The sequence below is a fragment of the Oceanomicrobium pacificus genome (assembly GCF_009833495.1).
In the GTDB taxonomy this organism is placed as follows: Bacteria; Pseudomonadota; Alphaproteobacteria; order Rhodobacterales; family Rhodobacteraceae; genus Oceanomicrobium; species Oceanomicrobium pacificus.
Window position 1 is genome coordinate 890437 of the sequence record NZ_WUWG01000001.1, and the last position, 25438, is coordinate 915874.

General features: G+C 65.2%; 25 protein-coding genes and 1 tRNA gene. 14 read left to right on the plus strand and 12 right to left on the minus strand.

The annotated features are described in order from the left end of the window. Positions 1-14: 14 nt before the first annotated feature. The gene (locus GSH16_RS04400; RefSeq protein ID WP_205523954.1) at positions 15-1457 is read right to left on the minus strand and encodes an NAD(P)-dependent oxidoreductase; all 1443 of its coding nucleotides are present in this window, start codon (positions 1455-1457) and stop codon (positions 15-17) included. 203 nt (positions 1458-1660) lie between these two features. Here GSH16_RS04400 and GSH16_RS04405 point away from each other — a divergent pair, with 203 nt between their 5' ends. Beyond that, the gene (locus GSH16_RS04405; RefSeq protein ID WP_160852289.1) at positions 1661-2464 is read left to right on the plus strand and encodes an undecaprenyl-diphosphate phosphatase; all 804 of its coding nucleotides are present in this window, start codon (positions 1661-1663) and stop codon (positions 2462-2464) included. Between the two features lie 12 nt (positions 2465-2476). Here GSH16_RS04405 and GSH16_RS04410 read toward each other — a convergent pair whose 3' ends face one another. Continuing rightward, positions 2477-3466: a complex I NDUFA9 subunit family protein gene (locus tag GSH16_RS04410; protein WP_160852291.1), complete on the minus strand. Its 990-nt coding sequence runs from the start codon at positions 3464-3466 to the stop codon at positions 2477-2479. 106 nt (positions 3467-3572) lie between these two features. Between GSH16_RS04410 and GSH16_RS04415 the strand changes: the two genes are divergently transcribed. The 9 genes from GSH16_RS04415 to ptsN all read left to right on the plus strand — a co-directional run bounded on the left by GSH16_RS04415 (position 3573) and on the right by ptsN (position 9485). Further along, positions 3573-4151 carry a hypothetical protein gene (locus GSH16_RS04415; RefSeq protein WP_160852293.1) on the plus strand — a complete coding sequence of 193 codons (579 nt, stop codon included), beginning with the start codon at positions 3573-3575 and terminating at the stop codon, positions 4149-4151. A gap of 82 nt (positions 4152-4233) precedes the next feature. Further along, positions 4234-4320: transfer RNA gene (locus GSH16_RS04420), tRNA-Leu, on the plus strand. Positions 4321-4387: 67 nt separating this feature from the next. Beyond that, complete coding sequence (locus GSH16_RS04425) at positions 4388-4999, plus strand: ribonuclease D (RefSeq protein ID WP_160852295.1); 612 nt, start codon at positions 4388-4390, stop codon at positions 4997-4999. Between the two features lie 28 nt (positions 5000-5027). After that, positions 5028-6002, plus strand: coding sequence for a KpsF/GutQ family sugar-phosphate isomerase (locus tag GSH16_RS04430; protein ID WP_160852296.1), 975 nt, complete (start codon positions 5028-5030; stop codon positions 6000-6002). A gap of 15 nt (positions 6003-6017) precedes the next feature. Continuing rightward, on the plus strand, positions 6018-6644 hold the full coding sequence (locus GSH16_RS04435; RefSeq protein WP_160852298.1) for a hypothetical protein: 627 nt from the start codon (positions 6018-6020) through the stop codon (positions 6642-6644). A 35-nt stretch (positions 6645-6679) separates the two neighbouring features. After that, on the plus strand, positions 6680-7192 hold the full coding sequence (locus tag GSH16_RS04440) for an LptA/OstA family protein (protein ID WP_328803158.1): 513 nt from the start codon (positions 6680-6682) through the stop codon (positions 7190-7192). Then, entirely contained in the window at positions 7189-7944 is a 756-nt protein-coding gene (gene lptB, locus GSH16_RS04445; RefSeq protein WP_160852302.1) for an LPS export ABC transporter ATP-binding protein, read from the plus strand. Before GSH16_RS04440 ends, lptB begins: the two co-directional genes overlap by 4 nt. A 462-nt stretch (positions 7945-8406) precedes the next feature. Next, positions 8407-8982 (plus strand): ribosome hibernation-promoting factor, HPF/YfiA family, encoded by a 576-nt coding sequence (gene hpf / locus GSH16_RS04450; RefSeq protein WP_160852304.1) that lies wholly within the window; start codon positions 8407-8409, stop codon positions 8980-8982. A gap of 38 nt (positions 8983-9020) precedes the next feature. Then, positions 9021-9485: a PTS IIA-like nitrogen regulatory protein PtsN gene (ptsN, locus tag GSH16_RS04455; RefSeq protein WP_160852305.1), complete on the plus strand. Its 465-nt coding sequence runs from the start codon at positions 9021-9023 to the stop codon at positions 9483-9485. A gap of 77 nt (positions 9486-9562) precedes the next feature. On the opposite strand, the gene GSH16_RS04460 is transcribed toward ptsN, so the two are convergent. The 7 genes from GSH16_RS04460 to cysQ form a co-directional block, all read right to left on the minus strand. Continuing rightward, entirely contained in the window at positions 9563-11290 is a 1728-nt protein-coding gene (locus GSH16_RS04460; RefSeq protein ID WP_160852307.1) for a DUF5927 domain-containing protein, read from the minus strand. Continuing rightward, complete coding sequence (locus tag GSH16_RS04465) at positions 11290-12300, minus strand: glycosyltransferase family 2 protein (RefSeq protein WP_160853004.1); 1011 nt, start codon at positions 12298-12300, stop codon at positions 11290-11292. The genes GSH16_RS04460 and GSH16_RS04465 overlap by 1 nt, the downstream gene beginning before the upstream one ends. Before the next feature lie 34 nt (positions 12301-12334). Continuing rightward, the gene (locus GSH16_RS04470; protein WP_160852309.1) at positions 12335-13543 is read right to left on the minus strand and encodes a glycosyltransferase family 4 protein; all 1209 of its coding nucleotides are present in this window, start codon (positions 13541-13543) and stop codon (positions 12335-12337) included. Positions 13544-13574: 31 nt separating this feature from the next. Beyond that, on the minus strand, positions 13575-14453 hold the full coding sequence (gene galU, locus GSH16_RS04475; RefSeq protein ID WP_160852311.1) for a UTP--glucose-1-phosphate uridylyltransferase GalU: 879 nt from the start codon (positions 14451-14453) through the stop codon (positions 13575-13577). A 68-nt stretch (positions 14454-14521) separates the two neighbouring features. Beyond that, on the minus strand, positions 14522-15769 hold the full coding sequence (locus tag GSH16_RS04480; RefSeq protein ID WP_160852313.1) for a glycosyltransferase family 2 protein: 1248 nt from the start codon (positions 15767-15769) through the stop codon (positions 14522-14524). Then, positions 15766-16566, minus strand: a complete 801-nt coding sequence (locus GSH16_RS04485) for a 3-deoxy-manno-octulosonate cytidylyltransferase (protein ID WP_160852315.1) — start codon at positions 16564-16566, stop codon at positions 15766-15768. Before GSH16_RS04485 ends, GSH16_RS04480 begins: the two co-directional genes overlap by 4 nt. Further along, complete coding sequence (gene cysQ / locus GSH16_RS04490) at positions 16566-17366, minus strand: 3'(2'),5'-bisphosphate nucleotidase CysQ (protein ID WP_160852317.1); 801 nt, start codon at positions 17364-17366, stop codon at positions 16566-16568. The genes GSH16_RS04485 and cysQ overlap by 1 nt, the downstream gene beginning before the upstream one ends. A gap of 98 nt (positions 17367-17464) precedes the next feature. On the opposite strand from cysQ, the gene GSH16_RS04495 reads away from it, so the two are divergent. Next, positions 17465-18289, plus strand: a complete 825-nt coding sequence (locus GSH16_RS04495; protein WP_160852319.1) for an ABC transporter permease — start codon at positions 17465-17467, stop codon at positions 18287-18289. 15 nt (positions 18290-18304) lie between these two features. Here GSH16_RS04495 and GSH16_RS04500 read toward each other — a convergent pair whose 3' ends face one another. Further along, positions 18305-18523 (minus strand): WGR domain-containing protein, encoded by a 219-nt coding sequence (locus GSH16_RS04500; RefSeq protein WP_160852321.1) that lies wholly within the window; start codon positions 18521-18523, stop codon positions 18305-18307. Between the two features lie 131 nt (positions 18524-18654). Between GSH16_RS04500 and GSH16_RS04505 the strand changes: the two genes are divergently transcribed. Beyond that, complete coding sequence (locus tag GSH16_RS04505) at positions 18655-19032, plus strand: acyl-CoA thioesterase (RefSeq protein WP_160852323.1); 378 nt, start codon at positions 18655-18657, stop codon at positions 19030-19032. Between the two features lie 9 nt (positions 19033-19041). Here GSH16_RS04505 and GSH16_RS04510 read toward each other — a convergent pair whose 3' ends face one another. Further along, positions 19042-19653, minus strand: a complete 612-nt coding sequence (locus GSH16_RS04510; RefSeq protein ID WP_328803189.1) for an alpha-ketoglutarate-dependent dioxygenase AlkB family protein — start codon at positions 19651-19653, stop codon at positions 19042-19044. Positions 19654-19924: 271 nt separating this feature from the next. Here GSH16_RS04510 and dnaK point away from each other — a divergent pair, with 271 nt between their 5' ends. Both dnaK and dnaJ read left to right on the plus strand, forming a co-directional pair. After that, positions 19925-21847 carry a molecular chaperone DnaK gene (gene dnaK / locus GSH16_RS04515; RefSeq protein WP_160852327.1) on the plus strand — a complete coding sequence of 641 codons (1923 nt, stop codon included), beginning with the start codon at positions 19925-19927 and terminating at the stop codon, positions 21845-21847. A 70-nt stretch (positions 21848-21917) separates the two neighbouring features. Further along, on the plus strand, positions 21918-23069 hold the full coding sequence (gene dnaJ, locus GSH16_RS04520; protein ID WP_160852329.1) for a molecular chaperone DnaJ: 1152 nt from the start codon (positions 21918-21920) through the stop codon (positions 23067-23069). A 63-nt stretch (positions 23070-23132) separates the two neighbouring features. On the opposite strand, the gene GSH16_RS04525 is transcribed toward dnaJ, so the two are convergent. Beyond that, on the minus strand, positions 23133-25391 hold the full coding sequence (locus tag GSH16_RS04525) for an NADP-dependent malic enzyme (protein ID WP_160852331.1): 2259 nt from the start codon (positions 25389-25391) through the stop codon (positions 23133-23135). Positions 25392-25438 lie beyond the last annotated feature (47 nt).

A 25438-nucleotide genomic window follows, 5' to 3' on the forward strand; every position in this document is an offset into this window, starting at 1 on the left:
GGCCCGCTATCCTGTTATTCCGCCGCCACGGGCACCGAGGCCCGGCGGTCGAGATCGTCGATGATGCTCTGTGCCGCTTCGCGTCCGTCGCGGATCGCCCAGACGACGAGCGAGGCGCCACGCACGATGTCTCCGGCGGCATAGACGCCGTCGAGTGCGGTGCGCTTGGTCTGGAAATCGGCCTTCACGGTGCCCCAGCGGGTGACTTCCAGACCCGGCGCGTCCCAAAGGCTCGGCAGCGGCTCCGGCTCGAAGCCGAGCGCCTTGATGACGAGGTCGGCCTCGGCCGTCCAGTCGGCGCCGGGCACTTCCTCGGGCGCGCGGCGTCCCGATGCGTCCGGTGCCCCGAGCCGCATCTTGGCAACCTTCACGCCAATGACACTGTCATCGCCGGTGAAACCCTTGGGGGCAGAGAGCCAGACAAACTCGACGCCTTCCTCTTCGGCATTCGCGGTTTCGCGTACCGATCCGGGCATGTTCGCGCGGTCACGGCGGTAGAGACACTGCACGCTGGTCGCGCCCTGCCGCACGGCGGTGCGCACGCAGTCCATCGCCGTGTCGCCGCCGCCGATCACGACGACCTTCTTGCCCGATGCATTCAACTCGCCGCTGTCATATTCGGGCACGCTGTCGCCGAAGGTGACGCGGTTCGATGCGGTCAGATAGTCGATCGCACGCACGATGCCCGGAAGTCCGGCACCCGGACCGCCGAGATCCCGCGACTTGTAAACGCCGGTGGCGATCAGCACGGCATCATGACGGTCGCGCAATTCGGCAAAGCTCACGTCGCGGCCGATCTCGCAATTGAGTTCAAAGCTCACGCCGGATTTTTCCAGCTGGTCGTTGCGGCGCATGACCACGTCCTTTTCCAGCTTGAACCCCGGAATGCCGTAGGTCAGCAGCCCGCCGGCGCGGTCGTAGCGGTCATAGACCGTTACCTGAATGCCCTGACGGCGCAGCATGTCGGCGGCCGCAAGTCCGCCCGGACCGGCGCCGATGATGCCGACACTCTCGGCGCGTTCCTGCGCAGGCGTAACCGGCTGCACCCAGCCTTCTTCCCAAGCCGTGTCGGTGATGTATTTCTCCACCGCGCCGATGGTCACGGTGCCGTGGCCCGACTGTTCGATGACGCAATTGCCTTCGCACAGACGGTCCTGCGGGCAGATGCGGCCACAGATCTCGGGGAATGTGTTGGTGGCCTGCGACAGGTCATAGGCCTCCCGCAAGCGGCCTTCGGCCGTCATCCGCAGCCAGTCGGGGATGTTGTTGTGCAGCGGGCAGTGCGACTGGCAATAGGGCACGCCGCATTGCGAGCAGCGCGCGGCCTGCTCCTTGGCCTTCTCGTCCGCAAACTGGCGATAGATCTCGTGATGGTCGTCGCGGCGGTCTTCCGCGCTGCGCTTTTCCGGCATATCGCGTTCGACATCGACGAATTTGAGCATCCGCTGCTGGCCCATATGGCCTGTCCTCCCGAAGGTATGGTAGAAGGGGGGTGTCCCGTTTGGAGCCGTGTTTACTCTGCGGGTCGGACAAATAAAAGTCAGCAAAACTGACCTATATATCATAATTCCGGCTGGATCGGGCAGAGTATGGCAGATTTGCCAATTTTTTATGTCATAAAAGTTTACCTAATTTTCCGCGACCGCCGGAGCGCGCCCTGATGTCCTTGCTCTACCTGCTGATTCTCGCACTGGTGCAGGGCGTGACGGAGTTCCTGCCCGTGTCCTCATCGGCCCATCTGATCCTGCTGCCGCGCCTGCTTGGCACGGATGATCAGGGTCTCGCGCTCGACGTGGCCGTGCATGTCGGCACGCTCGTCGCCGTCATCCTGTTCTTCCGCGCAGAGGTGGCACAGGCACTGCGCGGCACCGCTGATCTTTTGCGCGGCCGGACCGGCACGGCGGGCGCACGTCTGGCGTTGGGGCTGGTCATCGCCACTATCCCCGTGGTGATCGGCGGTCTGGTCCTGAAGGTGACGGGCCTCTACCTGCATCTGCGCTCCGTTGCCGTGATCGGCTGGGCGATGATCCTGTTCGGCGTGCTGCTCTGGCTGATGGACCAGCGCGGCGCGCAGGAAAAACGGCAGGAGGATTGGAGCCTGCGCGATGCCTGGCGCATGGGGCTCTGGCAGGCGCTGGCCCTCATTCCCGGCACGTCCCGCTCGGGCGCGGCGATCACCGGGTCACGGGCGCTCGGCTACCGGCGCGAGGACGGGGCACGGATCGCGATGCTCATGTCGATCCCGACGATCATTGCGTCGGGCGTGTTGCTCGGCGCCGATCTGGCGGCAGAGGGCGATGCCGGGATCTGGCGCGACGCGGCCATTGCCGCCGCCATGGCCTGCGGCGCGGCGCTCGTCGCGCTGTCCCTGATGATGCGGCTTTTGCGCAGCGTCAGCTACACGCCTTACGTAATCTACCGTTTCGCGCTCGGCGCGGTGCTCTTGCTGATCGCCTACGGCTGACCGGCGCGCCGGTCAGGCCTTGAGGTTCTTGGCCGAACGGGTGATCTCGGCATACTGGCCGTAGGGACGGTAGCTGTAGAGATAGGTGTCGAGCACCGCATCCATCGGCGTCGGCTCGATACCGAACGCCTCCAGTCCCGGATGCGCACCCGACGCCACATTGTCCGACTTCAGAAGCTTGACCTGATCGCGGGTGACCATCGTGTTCTTGAAAAGCCCGAAGGTCACCGTCTGGGCAAAATCGAGCAGACCGGCAAGGATCCGCGCCGCGAAAAACGGTACATGCAGGCGGATGCGGCGGCGCTGGACCACCTTGAGCATCCGCTGCATCAGCTCATCGAACGTCTCCACGTCCGGGCCGCCAAGCTCGTAAATGCCCGCGCCCGTGCCTTGCGCGGCGGCAGCCGCGGCCGCGGCGACATCATCGACGAAGACCGGCTGGAATTTCGTGTCCGCACCGACAACCGGCAGGACCGGCGACAGGCGCGCCATGCCGGCGAATTTGTTGAAGAACCCGTCTTCGGTGCCGAAAACGATGGACGGGCGCAGGATGACCGCGCCCGGGAATGCGTCGAGCACGGCAGCCTCGCCCTCGGCCTTGGAGCGGCCATACGCGCTGTCGCTGTCCCCGTCCGCGCCGATGGCGGAGATCTGCACGAGCCGCTCAACGCCGGCTTCAGCGGCCAGACGTGCCACGCGGGCCGGGCCTTCGGCCTGCACCGTCTCGAATTTCTGCCATTTGTCCTCGGCCAGAATGCCGACGCAGTTGATCACCGCTTGCGCGCCGGCAATGGCCGCGCGGGTCGATGCCTCGTCGCGGATATTGGCCTGAACGGGCTCCACCTGACCGACGCTGCCATAGGGGCGGACAAAGCCGGCTTCCTCGGGGCGGCGCACGGCGACGCGCACGCGCCAGCCGGCACGAGCCATCCGCTGGGTGATATAGCGCCCGACGAAACCGGACCCGCCGAAAATCGTGACGAGAGGGGCAGCACTGGACATTGGGGCCTCCGCAACATTTGATGCCCTCCAGATACAGCCGACCGGCCAAGCGAACAAGGCGCTTTTCCGCCGCGCCCCGGCGATTGTTGCCGCAGTGGAGCATGAGATGCCGCAGACCCGACCCGAAGCCCCCGCCACGCGCCGTCTGGGACGAATCGCACTGGCCTCCGTCGGGATAACCGCGATCTGGGCCGTTCTGATGCTGACCGGACCCGTGGCGGAGCTGCACCGGATCGCCGGCTTGCCGCTTCTCGACGAGCGGGTGACCGGCTACAGCCCGCGCGAGGTGCAGGCGCTCCTCTCCGGTCTGGGCGAGACGGGGCGCGAAATCTATCTGCGCCGGTTCCTTGCCTATGACCTTCCGTTCCCGCTCATCTACACAGCCGCCCTCTGGTCGGTCTGGACATGGTTCGCGCGCCGCGCAGGGATCAGCGCCCGCGTTCGCCACGCGGGTCAGCTGTTGATGCTCGTGCCGCTCCTGCTCGATCTTGCCGAAAATGCCCAGATCGCGGCGCTGCTCATCTCCTATCCGGACGCGCCGATGGTGCCCCTTGGCGTGACATCGCTCTTCACCGTCGCCAAATGGGCGGGCGTCCTTGCGGCCCTTCTGGCCATTGCCGGCCTGTCGGCCCATCTTGGCCGCAAGGGGCGGCAGGCGCTCCGCGCCGGTCCGGACGGCCCGTGACCGGAAAAGCCGCAAACCGCCCAATTCGGTCGTTGACACCGGTTTTCGCCCCGCATATATCCGCCGCTACGAAACGGCACCTGCCCAGGTGGCGGAATTGGTAGACGCGCTAGCTTCAGGTGCTAGTGTCCGTATGGACGTGGAAGTTCGAGTCTTCTCCTGGGCACCACCCTCCCTCAGGGTCGAGTACTGGCACAGGCGGTTCCGATCAGGGAACGTCAGCAGGACCAAGTGCAATGGCAAATTTCGTACATCAGAAAGACCTTCCGGACGATCTCGACCTCGGCAACGTGGTCGCCATCGACTGCGAGACGATGGGGCTGAACCCGCATCGCGACCGGCTCTGCGTCGTGCAATTGTCGGCCGGCGACGGGGACGCGCATCTGGTGCAGATCCATCAGGGCCAGACCGAAGCTCCGAATCTCGCCCGCCTGCTCGGTGACGAGAACGTCTTGAAGCTTTTCCATTTCGGCCGCTTCGATATTGCCGTGATGCAGCACCGGTTCGGTGTGCTGGCGGCGCCGGTTTATTGCACCAAGATCGCCTCGAAACTCGTGCGGACCTATACGGACCGTCACGGGCTGAAGAACCTGCTGCAGGAATTGCTCGATATCGACATTTCCAAACAGCAGCAAAGCTCCGACTGGGGCGCAGCAAAACTGACCGATGCGCAAGTCGCCTATGCGGCGTCCGATGTGCTCTATCTGCACCGGCTGCGCGAGGCGCTCGACATCCGTCTGGAACGCGAGGGCCGCACGGAACTGGCAGCGGCCTGTTTCCGCTTCCTGCCGCACCGGGCCCGGCTTGACCTTGAAGGCTGGCCGGAAGAGGACATATTTTCCCACTGAACAGACGCGCCAGCCGCAGGAGCTTCCGATGACCGAGGTCGACAGCGCCACCCTGATCGAATCCGGCCGCCGGGTGCTCGCCACCGAAGGCGCGGCCGTGTCCGCCTTTGCCGATGCATTGGGCGACAGTTTCGTGCAGGCCGTGGAATGTATCCTCGACTGCAAGGGACGGGTGATCGTGTCGGGCATGGGCAAGTCGGGTCATGTGGGCTGCAAGATCGCCGCGACACTGGCCTCGACCGGCACCCCTGCACAATTCGTGCACCCGGCCGAAGCCAGCCATGGCGACCTTGGCATGGTCACGCGCGCCGACGTGGTGATGGTGCTGAGCAATTCCGGAGAAACACCGGAACTGGCCGACATCATTGCACACACCCGCCGTTTCGACATCCCGATGATCGGTGTGGCAAGCCGTGCCGACAGCACGCTTCTGCAACAAAGCGACATTGCCATCGTGCTGCCGCAGGCGCCCGAGGCCTGCCCGAACGGGCTGGCGCCGACAACCTCCACCACCCTGACGCTGGCGCTCGGCGACGCGCTGGCCGTCGCGCTGATGGACCACCGGCATTTCACACCCGACGATTTCCGCTCCTTCCATCCCGGCGGGCAGCTCGGCGCGCGGCTCGCCACGGTCGCGAACCTGATGCATGGCGGAGAGGCGCTGCCGCTCGTCCCCGAAACCATGCCGATGCCCGAAGTGCTGATCGCCATCAGCCAGAAGGGATTCGGCGTGGCCGGTGTCACTTCGGCGGACGGAAAACTGGCGGGCATCATCACCGACGGCGACCTTCGGCGCAGCATGGAGGGGCTTCTCGATCGCAAGGCCGGCGATGTCATGACCCGTGGCCCGCGCACCGTCGCCACGACCGCACTGGCGAGCGAGGCACTCGGCATCATGAACGAGAAGAAGATCACCTCGCTTTTTGCCGAGGACCCGGACCGGCCCGGCTACGCCTCCGGCATCCTGCATGTGCATGACTGCCTGCGCGCCGGGCTCGTCTGAGCCGGCGGCGCGGCCATGCGACAAAGCCCCGGCGCCTACTCCCGCTTCGTCCGCGCGACGAAGATCGGCCTGCCGCTACTGGCGATCCTGATCCTCTCGACCCTGTTCCTTGTCTCCACCCGCGACGATTTCGACGGGATCGGGCTGAGTTTCACCGAAGCCGACCTCGAAGCCATGCAGCAGGGCCTGAGCGTCACCTCACCGGTGCTGACCGGACAGAATGCGCGCGGCGATCTGTTCCGTTTCACCGCGGACACGGTGGTGCCGGACAGTCTGATGGTCCAGCGGGCTGTGGCCAGCAACCTGCGCGGCCGGATCGATTTCGCCAACGGTCAGGGGCTCGATCTGCGGACCGACAGTGCCGAACTCGACCTCGGCACCCAGAAGGCGCAGTTTGAGGGCGCGGTCCGTCTGACAACGGACGAGGGCTATGATCTGGCGACAGACCGCATTGACGCGGATCTGGAGGCCGGGGTCATCACGGGTCCGGACCCGGTCACGGCCGTGGCCCCGATGGGCAGGATCTCGTCCGATGCCTTCTCCATCCGGTCCGGCGAAGGGGCGGATTTCGAAGCAGAAAAAAATGTGATTCGCTTCGAAAACAACGTAAAGCTCGTCTTCACACCGAACCGGTCCCGATGATGTTTTGCTCCGGAGGACAGCCCGTGATGCGGCTGATGCAGTTGATTGGTCTCGTCGCGGCGCTCTTCGCGTCAGCACCTGTATGGGCGCAGGGCATCCAGCTCGGCTTTGGGGGGGAGGACCATGACGCTTCCGCGCCGGTCGAGGTGACCGCCGACCTGCTGGAGGTGGACGAAGCCACCGGTGCCGCTGTCTTTACCGGCAATGTGCTCGCGCAGCAGGCTGACATGGTCCTGAGCGCCGCGCGGGTCGACGTGTTCTACCTGTCTGACGACGAGGCCGAGGCCGAAGGCGCGGGCGGCATTTCCCATCTGGTGGCGAGCGGTGCGGTTACACTGACCAATGGTGCGGAAGCCGCCGAAGCGGAACGCGCCACCTATGACGTGTCGGCGGGCACGGTGACAATGGAAGGCGCGGTGATCCTGACCCAAGGCCCCAACGTGATCTCGGGCGAGGCGCTGACGATCCAGCTCGACAGCGGCACCGCGCGGATGGAAGGCCGCGTGCGCACCGTGTTCCAGCCGCAATCGGACGAGGACAGCCAGTGAGCCGCCCGCAGCTTGTCGCCGCCGACGGTGAAGGCGGGTTGCATGTGCGCAACCTTGGCAAGAGCTACAAGAAGCGCCCCGTTCTGCGCGATGTGAGCATGGACCTGAACCGCGGCGAGGTGGTGGCGCTTCTGGGCCCGAACGGCGCGGGCAAGACCACCTGTTTCTATGCCGTGGCCGGACTGGTGCCGCCCGACAAGGGCACGGTGACGATCGACGGGCGCGACGTGACGCTCCTGCCCATGTACCGCCGCGCGAAACTCGGCATCGGCTACCTGCCGCAGGAGGCTTCCGTGTTTCGCGGCCTCTCGGTGGAAGACAATATCCGCGCCATCCTGCAGCTGTCGGAATCCGACAAGAGCCGGCAGGAAGAGATGCTCGACGAATTGCTGGCGGAGTTTTCCATCACCCACCTTCGGCGCGCCTCGGCCCTGTCGCTCTCGGGCGGCGAACGGCGCCGGGTGGAGATCGCCCGTTGCTTGGCCGGCCAGCCGAGCTATGTGCTGCTTGATGAACCTTTCGCCGGGGTCGATCCGATTGCTGTGGGCGAGATCCGCGGGCTGGTGTCGCACCTGAAGGACCGCGGCATCGGGGTGCTCATCACCGATCACAATGTCCGGGAGACGCTGGAGATCGTGGATCGCGCCTATATCCTGCATGACGGCTGTGTCCTGATGAGCGGCACGCCCGAGGATGTGGTCGAGGATGCCAATGTCCGCCGCGTCTATCTGGGCGACAGTTTCCGCATCTGAGATCGAATCATCGGTCCGCATTCGCGCAGCGGTTGCACACGCGGCCGTGCCGGCAGGTGAAAGACTGTTTCAGTCGAAATTTATGCACGGCCCGCGCTGGCCTTCCGGGGTGTCGCGCTCGCACCTGCATCAGGTCTGGAGCACTTGTTTTCAGGGCGCGGGTTACAATCCTGCGCGTCGGCCTGCGCAGGCGCAGCAAACTGGCGCGGTGCAGCCGGCGGTCTGCGGGATATTGCGCTCCGGGGGTGGTGTGACTACCTTCATCTTATGCGCAAACTGAGTCTGATTGTCCGACGGGCAAAACACTGACGGACCCGGAATTCCGGGCACCGCGGCTTGGATCGTGATCGAAATCCACCCGCGGTTGACAGTTGGAAGGTCTGCTCATAGGTTCCGCCGCGCCGCGGGACCGATCCCAGAAACCCAACCGGGCATTCGTTCGGACCATCGCGGGGAGAGATCATGAGAATTCAGGTTAACGGAAAACAGATCGACGTGGGTGATGCGTTGCGGACCCATGTGGAAGACAGGCTTACTGAAGTGGTCGGCAAATATGCCGAGCGCCCGGTGGAAGCTGTCGTGACCTTTTCCAAGGACCGCCACGAATTCATCTGTGATGCCTCCGTCCACCTGTCGACCGGCATGTCCGCCCAAGCGAAATCCGCCGCCAACGAAGTCTATGACAGTTTCGAAGGCGCGCTGGACCGCATGGAGAAACAGCTGCGCCGCTACAAGCGCCGGCTGAAGGACCATCACCGGTCGCGCCCCGACCCGATCGAAGCGATGAACGCGGCGGCCTATGTCCTTGCCGGCACCAGCCACGAGGAAGAGAGCCAGGAGCCTGAAAGCCTCCAGCCGATCATCATCGCGGAAACCAAAACCCAGGTCCAATCCCTCTCGGTTGGCGAGGCCGTCATGCAAATGGAACTGGCCGGCGCCCCGATGCTGGTGTTTCGAAACGAGTCCTCTGGCAACGTGAATGTGGTATACCAGAGAGACGATGGAAACATCGGTTGGATCGACCCCAACAATAGCTAAGCACCCCGCGAGACGGGTGTGACGAGGATCATCGAGCGATGGAGCTTACGACAATTGTGTCGCCGGATGCGATTCATCCGCATCTGAAGGCCACCAGCAAGAAGCGCCTCCTGCAGGAGCTGGCGGAGATCGCGTCCGAACGCTACGGACTGTGCGAGAAGACCGTCTGCGCCGCCCTGATGGAGCGTGAAACGCTTGGCCCGACCGGCATGGGTCATGGCGTGGCCATCCCGCATGCGCGCATCCCCGATCTCGACCGTGTCGTCGGCGTCTTCGCACGGCTCGACAAGCCGGTGGATTTCGACAGTGTCGACCGCCAGCCGGTCGATCTGGTCTTCGCGCTCTTTGCCCCCCAGCATGCGGGCGCGGACCATCTGAAAGCGCTGGCCCGTGTATCGCGGACGCTGCGCGATGCCGATATCCGCATCAAGCTGCGCTCCACCGACGATGCGGGTGCGCTCTTCGCGATCCTGACCGAGCCGCAGGCTTCGCAGGCCGCCTGACACCGTTCGAACCGCCGAGAACATGGAGAACCGGCCCCATTCGGGCCGGTTTTTTCGTGTCTGCTGATGTGGCCTGATCAGCCGCCGGCCACCGCGAGCCAGCGCGCCGCCGGTTGCGGCGTCCGCTGGCGCAACGCGACCGCAGCCCGGCAATCGCCCGCATCGCGCGTGTCGATCCCGAGCCGGTGAAGGCGGTCGAGCAGATCTGGCAGACCTGACATGTCGGCCAATTCCGGCATCAGGATCGGCTGGAAGGCTCCACTCCGCTGGATCGCGGCCGGCAGCGGTGCCAGGCAGTCATAGGGTGCAGCGATCGCATCTGCGAGCGGCTGGATGCGCGGACGGCGCTGCCGCTGCTGCGTGAGGTCGGCGCAAAGGCTTAGGAACCGTTTCTCTCGCCGCTGGGCGGTGCGCGCCTGGCTGGCCAGCACATCGTCGGGCAAACGCGGCAATTGCAGCATGTCGAGAAGCCACGCGCCGTGCAACGCATGCAGATCGAGATCAGGCAGATACGCCAGAAAAAGCCGCCCTTCGGTCAGGTCGCTTGCTGCCAGTTGCAGGCTCTGGTGTCGATCGCGGCCGTTCCAGACGAGCGCGCGCAGATAGGCCTGCGGGTCGATATCCCGCTGAGCTGCAGAGGCGCGCAGGACGCCCGCATCACGCGGCCGTCCGTGGCTCAGTTCCACATCGCGCGGGCGGAAAATCCGGCCATGGGCTTCTGTGCCGCTATGCGCTTCCAGCCAGCCGTCAAATCCCTCGAACAGAACGCCATGACCAAGAAAGGCCGCGACCGGTCCGGCCAGACGCTTGCTGTGCGGGCTTGCGCCGGCCGGACAGCGCCCCATCATCACCAGCCCGTCGCGCCCCTCGCAACGGCGCCGCGCCGAGGCCTGCAGGGCCGAGACAAAGGCGTGCCGGACGGCCGCGTCCGGCTCCGGATCGCTGACATTTGCCGCCGGCGGTGCAAGGAACCGCGCATAGAGCCGCGTCGCATCGGGCCAGACCTTGCGAGCAAAAAAGGCACCGCTGCGCGCCAGCGCCTCTTCATGATCGTCATAGAGAACATGCGGCCGGCCTTCGGCATCGAAGCGGGAGAATGTCAGGTTCTGCCCCGCGATCCGGCGGGCATGGCGGCGTGCAAGGGTCTGGAAATAGCCCTCGTCGGGGATCCAGCACTGGCGGAAAAACCGGTCGAACCGCGGCTTCTGCGGGTCCGACAGGATGGCATCGAGCGTCGGGCGCGTCAGACACCACCATTGCGACCCGAGATGCGGGTCGAGCCCATCGGGAACGCGGCGTGTTATTCCCAGCTTTCGCTGGACATCCACGCTGCGGTCGAAGAGCCAGCGCTGCCGCCGCCACGAGAAGGGGAACCGCAGGGTGAACCGTTCCTCGCCCAGGCCCGAGAGCACCCAGTTGCCGTCCCGCGCAGCATAGCTTTCGATGAAATCCGTATCGGGATGCGCGGCCAGATGCGCCTCCAGCGCGGACAGGCGCCGGAGCGGCAGGCATGCGCCGCTGATCAGGCAGACATGGGTGACGTCGGGTGCGCGCTCGAAGAGATGCGCCACGCTGTCGAGCGTGGCCTGCACGATGGAGAACTGCCCCCAGTCGCAGCGGCGGCGCGGCACCAGATGCACGGTGTTGGATCCGGCCACGCGATCCTGCATGGCAGCGAAATCGCGGGACGGTGTCGCCGCATCCACATGAAGCGCAACCGCCGCGCCCTGGGCTGCGAGAGCGCGCGCCAGATCGGCCGCCCGGTCGAGCCGTTCATGCGCCAGAATGACGATCCCGATCTGCATCACACCCACCCGCCTGCCGACATCAGGCCCATCTCTTCCAACTGGCGCCAGCCCTTGTAGGTGCTGGACTCCTCTGTCCAGAGGCTGCGCCCAAGCCCGTCCTGCCGCAGATAGGCCCGATATTCCCGGCTCGCCGCATAATGTTGCCTGCGTTCCAGTTCCTCCACGGATTTATCGTTCAAAATGTTCAGAAATTTGGCGTGAAGGAGGCATCCGGTGGGTTTTTCGCCGCCCCATTCGTCATAAACCCGGTTCAGCCCGCGCGGCAGCAGCATATGGGTGGAACTCACATAGGTCATGCCGCGCGACCAGCGCACCAGAGGCACCTTGTTGAGCGCAGGCGCCATTTCGGGCGCGTCGGCGAAGAAGGCGCGCTGGCGCGGCCCGCCCTGGCACCAGAGGTTCTGGTAGCGCGGGTTGCGCCGGTAGAGATAGTTACCGCTGTCGAAATAGCGCAGCTGCGCGAACGGATTGTCACCCTCGCGATAGACGGTTTCCGACACGCGGCCGCGCGGATACATGTCGAGGAGCAACGTGCCAAAGGCGCGCAGCTGGCATGTGTCAAGCCAGTCGGTCAGCGCCCGCAGGGGCCTTGTGTCGCTATGCGCATAGACGAGGAACTCGTCCACATCGACGGTCAGCACCCAGTGTCCGCTGGCATTGCGGTTGCGCAGGTAGTTCAGCCAGTCCACCCCGAACCGGGATTTCTTGTAGCTGCCCTCGGTCCGCCAGAGCGTCACATCCTCCTGCGCGGCAAGATAGCTGTCGCTGCCGTCCGAGGAACCGTTGTCGACCATGAAAAAATGGTCGATCCCGAGATCGCGGTAATATTGCAGGAAATAGGGCAGTCTGATCCGCTCGTCGCGGAGCGTGGCGAAGAGCAGGATGTCGCCCCGCGCGACCGTGGCCCGCCGGTCGGCCACAAGCGAAAGCTCGCGGGACTTGCGGGCTGAGCGGAGCCGCCGCATGCGGCGCTCCATGCGCAGGGAATAGGCTTGCAGCATCGTCACATCCACCCGGCCGGCCCGTTTGGCGCTGCTGCCGTCACGGTCCGAACACCTGCTCGAAATGCGCGGCCCAGGTAAAGTCCCCCGACCCGCCTGCGGCCATGTCCGGTCCGCGATCTGCCGTCGCGGCCTCCAGAATGGCGGCTGCCCAAGTGTCGCGCTCCGCCGGCGGGATGTAAAGCGCCGCATCGCCGCCCACCTCGCGCAAAGCCGGCAGATCGGACGCGATCACCGGCAGGCCGCGCATCCGGGCTTCTGCCACCGGCAAGCCGAACCCCTCCGCCCGGCTCGGCATCAATAGTGCTGTTGCCCGGTCGAGCAGTTGCGCCAGCGCCGCGTCGCCGAGGTCGCCATGCTCGAAAATGCACTGTCCGACGAGCGGCGAGGCATCGAGCCGTGCAAACAGGTCCTCGTTCCGCCAACCGCGCCGGCCGACAATGTGCAGATGGGGCAAGGCGTCGGCCGGCAGTGTTGCCGCGAACCGCTCCCAGATGTCGAGGAGCAGCGCGTGGTTCTTGCGCGGCTCGATGGTGGACAGGATGACAAACAGGGGCCGGTCCCCCGGATCAGGAGCGGCGGCGCGCGGCGGCAGATCGGTGCCGAGATGGGCCACGGTCAGGTCCGGCAATCCCGACGCCCCGCGCATGCGTTGCAACGCGTCCCGCGTGGCGCACGAATTGCAGATGATCCGGTCCGAGGCGGCAAGCGCGGGGTCGAGAAAGCGCAGGAACCTCTCCGCTGTGCCGGGGCGGCACTCTTCGGGATGGGTCAGCGGGATGAGGTCATGGACCATGGTGCTGATCCGCCCCGCGCCGGCCCGCCGCAATCGCGCATATGCAACTGCCGTGATCGGCGCGTGCCCGACCGAGAGAAACTCGAACCCCTGCCCGAGCCTGCGACCGGCCTGCCGCGCCACACGGTCCGGTGGTCCGAGAGAAAGCGCTTGCCGGCGGACCGCGCTTTCCGCGGCCGCACGCAGCGCCGTGCGCCGCCCGAGCCGCCGGTCGATCCGCCCGAGCAGGTCCGGTGCCATATCCATGTGGCCGGACTGAACGGCCAGCATGGCCGCCAGTCCGCTTGCGTCGAGAAGCGCCCAGCGCCGCGGGCCGCGCCAGAGGAAACAGGCCGGTGCCGCGCCGTCGCTCAGATGTCGGGCATAGGCCAGTTCGACCCGGTCGATGCCGGTGGCGTGCCGCAGGTCGGCGCGGTTCGCCATGCGCGTGATGTCGAGCAACCGGCCCTGCATTCCGCCCCCGCGCGTTGCGCCGACCGCGCGGTCAGATCCGCGTGGCGAGGTCCTTCAGGAACCCGCCAAACTCGTCGCGCAGATCGGCGCGTTCCAACCCGAAAGCGACCGTAGCTTGCAGGAACCCCGCTTTCGAGCCGCAATCGAACCGCTGGCCCTCGAACTTGAAGCCGGTCACGCCGTCCGCCGTGTCCACCTGTTTGGCGATCGCGTCGGTCAGCTGGATTTCCCCGCCAGCGCCGGTCTGCTTGGCGTCGAGCGCCGACATGACCGCCGGCGTCAGGATATAGCGGCCGATCACGGCGAGATTGCTCGGCGCCGTGCCGGGCGCCGGTTTTTCCACCATCCCCTTCACCGGCACGACCGTCCCGTCATGGCCGTTCGCGTCCACCACGCCATAGGCCGATGTCCGCTCTTCGGGCACTTCCATCACGGCGACCATATTGCCGCCCACCTCTGCATGGGCCTCCACCATTTGTTGTAGGCAGGGGGTCGCGCCGCAGATCACGTCATCCGGCAAAAGCACGGCAAACGGCTCGTCGCCGAGCAGCCGCCGCGCGCACCAGACAGCGTGGCCAAGGCCCAATGCTTCCCGCTGGCGGACATAGGCGATGGCGCCGCTTTCCATGTCGGTTTCCTGCAGAGCGGTCAGAAGATCCGTCTTGCCCTTCTCGCGCAGCATATTTTCCAGATAGGGCGAGCCGTCGAAATAATCCTCCAGCGCGGATTTCCCGCGCGAGGTGACGAAGATGAACTCGGTGATCCCGGCGGCGCGGGCCTCATCGATCGCATATTGGATCAACGGCCGGTCGACGAGGCAAAGGATTTCCTTCGGGATGCTTTTCGTGGCGGGCAGAAACCGCGTGCCCATACCGGCAACCGGAAAAATGGCCTTGGTGACTTTTTTCATTCTATCAAACCCCAATAACGCGCGGCGGCGTCCGCCCCTGCCGGGACAGGCTGCCCCTACTCATGACATCAATTGCCGAAATCCGTTAGGATTTCCGAAAATTTCCGCTGTCCGGCAAGGCGGGCCAATTCCCGCTGGACCCGTCCGGTCCGGCCGCCAACAGCGATGAGGGGATCGCGACGATTCCCACGCCCCCAGATACCGCCGCGATGTGACCAAAATCCGGCAGGATCGAAACGAACCTGCAAAAAGAGCGGAGACGGGCGGAAATCGAGACAGGTCACCGCGATGCCGTCCGCCGCCAGCCGTGCTGCTTCGGCCCGTGCCGCCCGGCGGGACCGCGGGCCCGCGGGAACAAGCGCAACCTCGCGGACGTTGCGGATCGTGGCCGGGCGGGCGCCGGACGGTGCTGGCAGGTCCAGCGCACTCGGCGGCGGCGTCCGGGCCCTGTCTGCACCCGCCTTCAACCCATCGCGCAATTCGCGCCGCCGCGCGGCGAGCGCGGCAGGCGACATGTAGCCCAGCGCGAAGAAGCGCCGCAAACGCACCTCCTGCCGGTCAAGGAAATGGTCCCGTGCCGCATCGACATGCGCGCCGGCATGGCGGGCAAGGAAAAGCCCCATGCTCGCGCCGATCTCGGTCAGGTCACGCGGCACACGGGCGGGCGAGCGACGGTTGCTCGACGCGGAAAAATGCTGGACCTGCGCCGACGGCACATAGGCCGTGGCCCAGCGCGCGCGTCCGAGGCGCAGCGACAGGTCCGTTTCGTCGAGGAAGAAACGGTAGCCCTCGTCGAAACCGCCGAGCATCAGCAGCGTGTCGCGCCGGAATCCCATATTGGTGCCCATGACGCGTGGAAAGAGCCCGTTGGCCGGGTTCAGGACCCGCACCTTGCCGCGGCCGCGCGGCGCGGGGTGGTCGGCCCCGCCCGGGCCGACAAGCGCGGCATCGAACTGTATGTCGACCCCGTTGCGGCGCAGTGTCCGGCCCCCCACCTGCCCGACAGACGGGTCGGCAAAGCCGGAGATCATCCGCTCCAGCCAGCGCGGCTCGGGGATCGCGTCATCGTCGATGAAGAAAACGAGGTCCCCGCGCGCCGCCTGCCAGCCGCGATTGCGCGCCGCAGCGATATTCGCCGCGTCAAACCGGATGTGGCGGAATGCCGGTGCCGGACCGTCGGGCGCAGGCCCGTTGGTCACGAGGACCAGATCCACATTGCCGACGGTCTGGAACCGCAGCGCCGACAGGAGCCGGTCCAGTTCCGCCGCCCGGTCCCGGCTGACAATCACCAGAGAGACCGGCGGCAGCGGCGTCACGCGATGCCCTGAGCCTTGAAGATGCCTTCCAGCCGCGCCACGTCGACCGGATTGTTCAGCTCCCAGAATTTCTGGCCGCGCCCTTCCACCTCGACACATTTCACCGCGTGGCCATGTTCCATGAACCGAAGCTGTTCCAGCCCTTCCCACCGTTCCAGATCCCGCATCGGCCAGTCCGGATATTTCAGGAGCGTGTCGCGCCGATAGGCATAGACGCCGACATGGTGGAAGACGGGGCAGAGCTCGCCCTCCTCGAACCGGCGACCGGTATAGGGGATGACCTCCTTGGAGAAATAGAGCGCGCGGCCGTTCACGTCGAAAGTGGCGGTCGTGCCGCCGACGCGGCCGTTCTCCCGGTCTTCCTGAAACCCGTTGAGCGCATCTGCGTCGCAGCGCAGAACCGGTGTGGCGACCTCGGCCGCACCGTCCGCCCGCAGACCTGCCACCAGATCCTCGACGAACCATGCCGGTGTCAGCGGTGCATCGCCCTGCAAATTGACGACAATCTCGTAGGCGTCACCCAGCTTCGCGGCGACCTCGGCGCAGCGTTCGGTGCCGTTCACGCAATCGGACGAGGTCATCACGACCTCTGCTCCGAACGCCTCTGCGGCGCTGCGGATGCGGTCATCGTCGGTCGCCACCACGACGCGGTCGATCCCGCTGACGCTCATGCCCGCATCCCAGCTGCGGCGGATGAGCGAGCGGGCCTCTCCGGTCGCGCCGGTCAGTTCGACCAGCGGTTTGCCCGGATAGCGGGTCGAGGCATAGCGGGCGGGAATGACAAGGAGGACCGGCATCAGCCTGCTGCCTTCAGCTCGACGCCCGGCGCATAGGCGATGAAGAACGGGTTCTCGAACCCGGACTTGGCGTAGCCGAGCGGGCTGTGATCGTCGAACCGGACGACCTGTCCGCCGGCGCCTGCCAGAACCGCCTGTCCGGCGGCCGTGTCCCATTCCATGGTGCGCCCGAGCCGCGGATAAAGATCCGCCTCTCCCGCTGCAACAAGGCAGAATTTCAGCGACGATCCGGCCGAGGTGAAATCGGCAACCGCATATTTGGCGATATAATCGTCCGTCGCCTGATCGCGGTGCGACTTCGATGCGACCACGGTGAGCGCCCCGTTGTCGGGCGTGGTGACCGACAAGGGACGTGTTTCCCCGACGCGGTCCTTGTCGAACGGACCCAGTTCCTCGACCGTCCGGCCCTCCGCATCGGTCCAGAACATGCGGGATTTTGCCGGGGCATAGACCACGCCGCGCGTCGGGCGGCCCTCCTCGACAAGCGCGATATTGACGGTGAAATCGCCACGGCGGTGGATGAATTCCTTGGTGCCGTCGAGCGGGTCCACGATCAGGAAAGTGGTCGCGGTGACAGAATGGCTCGCCGCCTGTTCCTCCGTCACGAGAGCGATGTCGGGGAAGGCCGCGCGCAGGCCCGCGCTGATCAGCCGGTCTGCGGCTTCATCCGCTTCGGTGACCGGACTGTCATCCGACTTGGCCCGCACGTCGAAATCGTCCCGTCCATAGACCTCCATGATCAGGTCGCCGGCCTCAAGCGCCAGACGCCGCAGCACGCGGCTCAGCTCCGCATAATCCATCCGCAATTCCCCGTTCCGATGCGGCGCAATTGTCCTTTAACGCCCGCACAGCTACACTCGCGGACCGAACGGCCCGCCGTTTCCGCAGGGTATAGCGCATGCAAGGCAAGCTGAGAAACAGGAACCTGATCGACAGCGCCGTGTCGCTGGTGGAGCTTGTCTACCATTCCGTCGTGCGCGACGTGCGCAAGTCGAGCGGCAATGCCACGCTCGGCATCATCATCCCGATCGTCCAGACCCTGCTGATGGTCGCGATCTTCTTTGCGATGTATTCGTTCCTTGGCCTGCGCGGCATGATGATCCGCGGCGATTTCGTGGTCTTTCTGCTCACGGGGATATTCCTCTTCCTCACCCACAACAAATCGATCCAGGCGATGATGGGGGCCGATGCCGCCACGTCGGTCATGATGCTCCACGCGCCGATGACAACCCTGATCTCGATGATCTCGGCCGCGCTCGGCGTGCTCTATCAGCAGACCATTGCGCTCCTCGTGCTTGTGCTGATGGTCTATGTGCTGCGCGGCGGGCTGGAAATTCACGACGCGCGCGGTCTGATCCTGCCCTATCTGCTCAGCTGGTCGAGCGGCTGCGCCATCGGAATGATCTTCCGCGCCTTCAAACCGCTGGCCCCCCGCGCCGTGTCGATGATCTCCATGATCTACCGCCGCGCCAACATGATCACCTCGGGCAAGCTGGTGCCCGCGAACCTGATGGGCGCGAAAATGGTCGCCTGGTTCGACTGGAACCCGCTTTTCCACACGATCGATCAGGCACGCGGCGCGGCTTTCGTGAACTATTTCCCGCACTATTCGAACCTGACCTATCCGGCGGTCTTCACCGCAACGGTAGTGGTGCTGGGTCTGCTGGGGGATTTCTGGTTGCGGCGGAACGTGTCGGCGAGCTGGGGGGCGCGGTCGATCTGACCGGCACTGGCGCTGTCAGTTCAGCCGGACATAGCCGCGTTTCAGGCAGCGTTCGCGCACCTGATCGGCACGGCGGGATGCAGTCAGCAAGTCCTCGCACAGGGCGGCTGTCTGCTGGCCCATGCAGCCCACGATCCCGCTTTCGCGCACCACCGAATATTCGCCGAACAGGTTCGGCATGATCTCCACCGAAACGAAGCGCGGACGGGCCGTGTCTGACGGGGAATGTAGCACGCAGCGGGTCATGGGCGCGAGTCTAGGAATCGCCCCTCCTGCGGTCAAGCCCGCGCCCTTGATCGGCTGCGGGTCCGGTGGCAACGTCGGGGTGGCGGGACATGCGCCCGACCAGAGCAGAAGGACCGAACATGACCGCCGACACGCCGATCGGAGAATTGACGCTCCAGACCCTTGCCATGCCGGCCGACACCAACGCCAACGGGGACATTTTCGGCGGCTGGCTGATGGCGCAGATGGATCTGGGCTCCTCGGTCAAGGCGCGGGCAAGGGCGCGCGGGCGTGTGGCCACCGTCGCGGTGGAGGCGATGACCTTCCACAAGCCCGTCCATGTCGGGGATGTCGTGTCGATCTATGCGCGGCTTCTGGGCGAAGGTACGACTTCGATGCAGATCGGGGTCGAGGTCTGGGTCACGCGCCAGCCCTCGCAACGGGAAGTGAAGGTGACCGAAGCGCGGTTCGTCTTCGTCGCGGTGGACGAGAACGGCGCGAAACGCCCGCTGCCCTGACCGGAGCGGTCAGGCCACGACCCTGAGCGTCAGGTTGATCCGGCCGCCGTTCGGCAACAATCGGCTCGACCCGTCGAGCACCCGGTCGATCCCGTGATAGGCGAGCCGCCCGGCGCCCGACAGAAGCGCCACATCACCGCTTTCCAGCAGTAGCGATTGCGTCGGCCCGCCGCGCGTCGTGCCACCAACACGGAACCGGGCCGTATCGCCCAAGGAGATCGACAGGACCGGCCATGAGAGGTCGCCCTCGTCCCGGTCCTGATGCATGCCCATCTTCGCACCCTCGGCATAATAGTTGACGAGGCAGCAATCCGGATCGCGATCCACGCCGGTTTCCGCCCGCCAGATCGACAGGATGGATGCCGGGATCGGCGGCCAGGGTATGCCGGACGGATGGGTTGGCGCATAGCGGTAGCCGCTCCGGTCCGACACCCAGCCGACGCGACCCGCCGCCGTCATCCGGACGGACATGCGCCGCCCGCCGGGCGTCTCGTAGGCCGTGAGCGGTGCGGCGCGGGCTATAGTGCGCACCTCCTCGACAAGGGACGCCTGCGCCGCGCGATCGAGGCGGCCTTTCAGCACCGTCACGCCATTGAGGTCGATCGCGTCAGACAAGGGCACCTCCTTCCGGTCCGATTTCTTGCGCCCGGCTGCCCGGGCACGCATTGAATCTGTCGAAAGCCACGCGTGCCACGACAGATGCTGACGGCGCAGCGAAATGAGCAAAAAAACCCGGGCAGACGCGGCGTCCGCACGGTTGCAGCGTTCAATTGTGACACCTATATACCGTCCAAACTTCACAATTGCGCGAGAGCGCAGCCCACCCTTGGGATGGAGGCCGGGGGCCGAACCCGGACCCGGCACCTCACATCGCCGCAAGAAAGGAAGACACATGTCGAAAGTTATTGGTATCGACCTCGGCACCACCAACTCCTGCGTCGCCATCATGGACGGCACCCAGGCCAAGGTTGTTGAAAACTCCGAAGGCGCCCGCACCACCCCGTCCATCGTCGGTTTCACCGATGACGAGCGCCTTGTCGGCCAGGCCGCGAAACGCCAGGCCGTGACCAACCCCGAAAATACCCTCTTCGCGATCAAGCGCCTCGTCGGCCGCCGGCTCGACGACCCGATGGTCGAGAAGGACAAGGACCTCGTGCCCTACAAGATCGTAGACGGCGGCAATGGCGACGCCTGGGTCGAAGCACGCGGCGAGAAATTCTCCCCCAGCCAGGTGTCTGCTTTCATCCTGCAGAAGATGAAGGAAACCGCCGAGAGCTACCTCGGTGAAAAGGTCGACAAGGCCGTCATCACCGTGCCCGCCTATTTCAACGACGCCCAGCGTCAGGCCACCAAGGATGCCGGCAAGATCGCCGGTCTGGAAGTGCTGCGCATCATCAACGAGCCGACCGCGGCCGCGCTGGCCTATGGCCTCGACAAGGAAGGTGGCAAGACCATCGCCGTCTATGACCTTGGCGGCGGCACGTTCGACGTGTCGATCCTGGAAATCGACGACGGCCTGTTCGAAGTGAAATCCACCAACGGCGACACGTTCCTCGGCGGTGAAGACTTCGACATGCGGATCGTCGAATATCTCGCGGACGAGTTCAAGAAAGAGAACGGCGTCGACCTGCGGCAGGACAAGATGGCGCTCCAGCGTCTGAAGGAAGCCGCCGAGAAGGCGAAGATCGAGCTGTCCTCCTCGACCCAGACCGAGATCAACCAGCCGTTCATCTCGATGGACCCGAAAACCAGCCAGCCGCTGCACATGGTCATGAAACTGACCCGCGCGAAACTGGAATCGCTGGTATCGGACCTGATCGCCAAGTCGCTGAAACCCTGCCAGGCCGCGCTGAAGGATGCCGGTCTGTCCAAGGGCGACATTGACGAGGTTGTGCTCGTTGGCGGGATGACCCGCATGCCGAAGGTGATGGAAGAAGTCACCAAATTCTTCGGCAAGGAGCCGCACAAGGGTGTGAACCCCGACGAGGTTGTCGCCATGGGCGCCGCCATTCAGGCCGGTGTTCTGCAGGGCGACGTGAAGGACGTGGTCCTGCTCGACGTGACCCCGCTGTCGCTCGGCATCGAGACGCTCGGTGGCGTCTTCACCCGCCTGATCGACCGCAACACGACGATCCCGACGAAGAAGAGCCAGGTCTTCTCCACCGCCGAAGACAATCAGAACGCGGTGACGATCCGGGTCTTCCAGGGCGAGCGTGAAATGGCGGCCGACAACAAGATGCTCGGCCAGTTCAATCTGGAAGATATTCCGCCCGCGCCGCGCGGCCTGCCGCAGATCGAGGTCACGTTCGACATCGACGCCAACGGCATCGTGTCCGTGTCCGCCAAGGACAAGGGCACCGGCAAGGAGCAGAAGATCACCATCCAGGCCTCCGGCGGTCTGTCGGATGACGACATCCAGTCGATGATCAAGGAAGCCGAGGACAATGCCGAGGCCGACCGCGAGCGCAAGGCGCTGGTCGAGGCGAAGAACCATGCCGAGAGCCTGATCCACACCACCGAGAAATCGATGGAGGAGCATGGCGACAAGGTTGATCCGACCACGATCGAGGCGATCGAACTGTCGATCAAGGTGCTGAAAGAGGCCATGGAGAGCGACGATGCCGAGAAGATCAAGGCACGCGCTCAGGATGTGACCGAAGCCGCGATGAAACTCGGCGAGGCCATCTACAAGGCCCAGGCCGAGGAAGCCCAGGCGGCTGAAGCGGCCGAGGGCGAGAGCGCTTCGGAAGATGGTGACGACAATGTTGTCGACGCCGATTTCGAAGATCTCGGGTCCGACGACAAGAAGTCCTGATCCGGACAGGTAACCGGGCCGGTCCGCCATTTTCCGGCGGACCGGCCTGCCGTTTCCAGGAGACGGATGCATGGCAAAACGCGATTATTACGATGTACTGGGCGTGTCCAAGGGCGCTTCGGCGGACGAGCTGAAGAAAGCCTATCGGGCCAAGGCGAAAGCCCTGCACCCGGACCGCAATTCCGACAATCCCACCGCCGAAGAGGATTTCAAGGAGGTCAACGAGGCCTACGATATCCTCAAGGACGCGGAGAAGAAGGCCGCCTATGACCGGTTCGGCCATGCCGCCTTCGAGGGTGGCACCGGTGCGAGCGCGGGACAGGGTGGCGGTTTCCACGGCCAGCAGGGCGATTTCTCGTCGGCCTTCTCGGATGTGTTTGACGACCTGTTTGGCGATTTCATGGGCGGCGGGCGTCGCGGCGGCGGCCAACGGGCCACGCGCGGCTCCGACCTGCGCTACAATCTGCGCATCACGCTCGAGGAAGCCTATAACGGCAAGCAGGCCACGATCACCGTGCCCGGCTCCGTCGCCTGCGACACGTGCAATGGCACCGGCGCCGAAGGCGGCGCGGAGCCGAGCACCTGCCCGACTTGTTCGGGCATGGGCAAAGTGCGCGCTCAGCAGGGTTTCTTCACGGTGGAGCGCACCTGCCCCACCTGTTCGGGCCGCGGCCAGATCATCAAGAACCCCTGTTCGGCCTGTGCCGGCGCGGGACGGGTTCAGAAGGACCGCACGCTCAACGTCAACATCCCCAAAGGGGTGGAGACCGGCACCCGGATCCGGCTTGCCGGCGAAGGCGAGGCCGGTGCGCGCGGCGGACCGTCGGGCGACCTCTATATTTTCATCGAGGTCCAGCCGCACGAGATCTTCGAGCGCGAAGGTCCGAACCTCTATTGCCGGATCCCCGTGGCGATCACAACGGCGGCGCTCGGCGGAGAGATCGAGGCCCCGACACTCGATGGCGGCCGCAGCCGGGTGAAAGTGCCTTCGGGCGTCCAGTCCGGCAAGCAGCTGCGCCTGCGCGGCAAGGGTATGCCGGCCCTGCGCGGGCAAGGCACGGGCGACCTCTATATCGAGTTGGCGGTGGAAACACCGGTCAACCTCAGCGCGGAGCAGAAAGAGCTTCTGCGCAAGTTCGACGAGATTGGCGGCAACAACAGCCCGCAGAGCCAGGACTTCTTTTCCCGCGTGAAAGGGTTCTGGGACGGGATGAAAACCTGACCGCCACGCGATACTGACATTCAGGACGGCCGCGCCCCGACGGGTGCGGCCGTTTGCGTTCCGTCAGCCGACCTTGCAGGCCGTCAGCACCGCCATCTGGAGGATATCGTTCACGGTCGATGTGGTGGAGCAGAGCTTCACCGGCTTGTGGATGCCGGTCAGGATCGGACCGATCACGGTCGCGCCACCCATCTCCTGCAACAGCTTGACCGAAATCGACGCCGAATGGCGGGCCGGCACCACGAGGATGTTGGCCGGACCCGACAGGCGGCAGAACGGATATTGCGCCATCACGTCCGGATTGAGCGCCACGTCCACCGTCATCTCGCCATCATATTCGAAATCCACGTCGCGCGTGTCGAGCACACGGGCCGCATGTTCCATTTTCACCGCCCGCTCCGACACCGGATAGCCGAAGTTGGAGAAGCTCGCGAAGGCCACGCGCGGGTCGAGGCCGAGGTTCCGCGCCACTTCCACCGCCCGCTCGGCAATATCGGCCAGATCCTCGGCATCGGGCCATTCATGCACCAACGTGTCGGCAATAAGGATCATCCGCCCGCGCAACAGAACGGCAGAGACGCCGACCGCGCCGTCGCCGGCGGTTGCGTCGAACACATGGTTGATGAGCCGCAGCACATGAGCGGATTTGCGCGTTGCGCCCGTAACCACACCATCGGCATCGCCATGGGCGACCATCAGGGCCGAGAAGACATGCCGGTCACGGCTGGCCAGCTTATGGCAGTCGCGCTGGTCATAGCCTTTGCGCTGCAACCGCTCATAGAGATACGCCTTATAATCGTCGAGGTTCGGAATGGTGGCCGCGTTGACGATCTCGATCTCGTTGACGGCCTCGGGCATTCCGGCGGCGGAAAGAAAGCCCGCCACCTCATCCTCGCGGCCCACGACGACCGCCTGCCCCAGCCCGCCGCGCTGGTAGGCCACGGCGGCGCGCACCACGCGCTCGTCATCGCCCTCGGCAAAGACGATCCGTGCCTGTTCGCGCCGCGCCCGCGTGTAGAGGCCCTGCAGGATCGCCGCCGTCGGGTCGAGCCGTGACTTCAGCGTCAGTTCATAGGCGTCCATATCCTCGATCGGTCGCCGCGCCACGCCAGTATCCATCCCGGCGCGGGCCACCGCGGGCGGCACGACATGGATGAGCCGCGGGTCGAACGGCGTCGGGATGATATAGTCGCGGCCGAAGGCCAGTTTCTTGCCATAGGCAATTGCCACCTCGTCCGGCACGTCGAGCCGCGCCAGTTCGGCCAGCGCCTGTGCACAGGCGATCTTCATCTCGTCATTGATGGCGCGGGCATGGATGTCGAGCGCCCCGCGGAAGAGGTAGGGAAAGCCGAGCACATTGTTTACCTGGTTGGGATAATCCGACCGGCCCGTCGCCACGATCGCATCCTCGCGCACCGCATGCGCATCCTCCGGCGTGATTTCCGGATCCGGATTGGCCATGGCGAAGATCACCGGATCTGGCGCCATGGAGGCGACCATTTCAGCCGTCACCGCACCCTTGGCCGACACGCCGAGGAACACGTCCGCGCCTTTCATCGCCTCTTCGAGCGACCGCGCTTCCGTTCGCGCGGCATGAGCCGATTTCCACTGGTTCATCCCGTCCGTGCGGCCCTGGTAGATCACCCCACGCGTGTCGCAGACAATGCAATTGTCATGCCGCGCGCCCATCGCCTTCAGAAGCTCGATACAGGCAATGCCGGCTGCACCCGCACCATTGAGGACGATGCGGCAGTCCTCGATCTTCTTGCCCGACAGTTTCAGCGCGTTGATGAGGCCGGCCGCGCAGATTACCGCCGTGCCGTGCTGGTCATCATGGAAGACCGGAATATCCATTTCTTCCTTGAGACGCTGCTCGATGATGAAACATTCCGGCGCCTTGATATCCTCGAGGTTGATGCCGCCGAAGGTCGGCCCCATCAGCTTCACCGCCTCGATGATCGCTTCGGGGTCCTCTGTGTCGAGTTCGATATCGACCGCGTTCACATCCGCAAACCGCTTGAAGAGGACGGCCTTGCCCTCCATCACCGGTTTGGACGCGAGCGCGCCGAGATTGCCCAGCCCAAGGATCGCGGACCCGTTCGAGACGACGGCCACCATGTTCCCCTTGGTCGTGTAGTCATAGGCCGTGCCCGGATCGTCGGCGATGGCAAGCACCGGCACGGCCACGCCCGGACTATAGGCCAGCGACAGGTCGCGCTGGGTGGTCATGGCGGTCGAGGCGTTGACCTCCAGCTTGCCGGGGGCGGGATTGCGGTGATAGGCGAGCGCCTCTTCAGCGGTGAATTTCTGCTTGCTGGCCATGGCCTTGTCGTCTCCCTGTCGCGGCCGCTGACCGGCCTTGTGTCAGG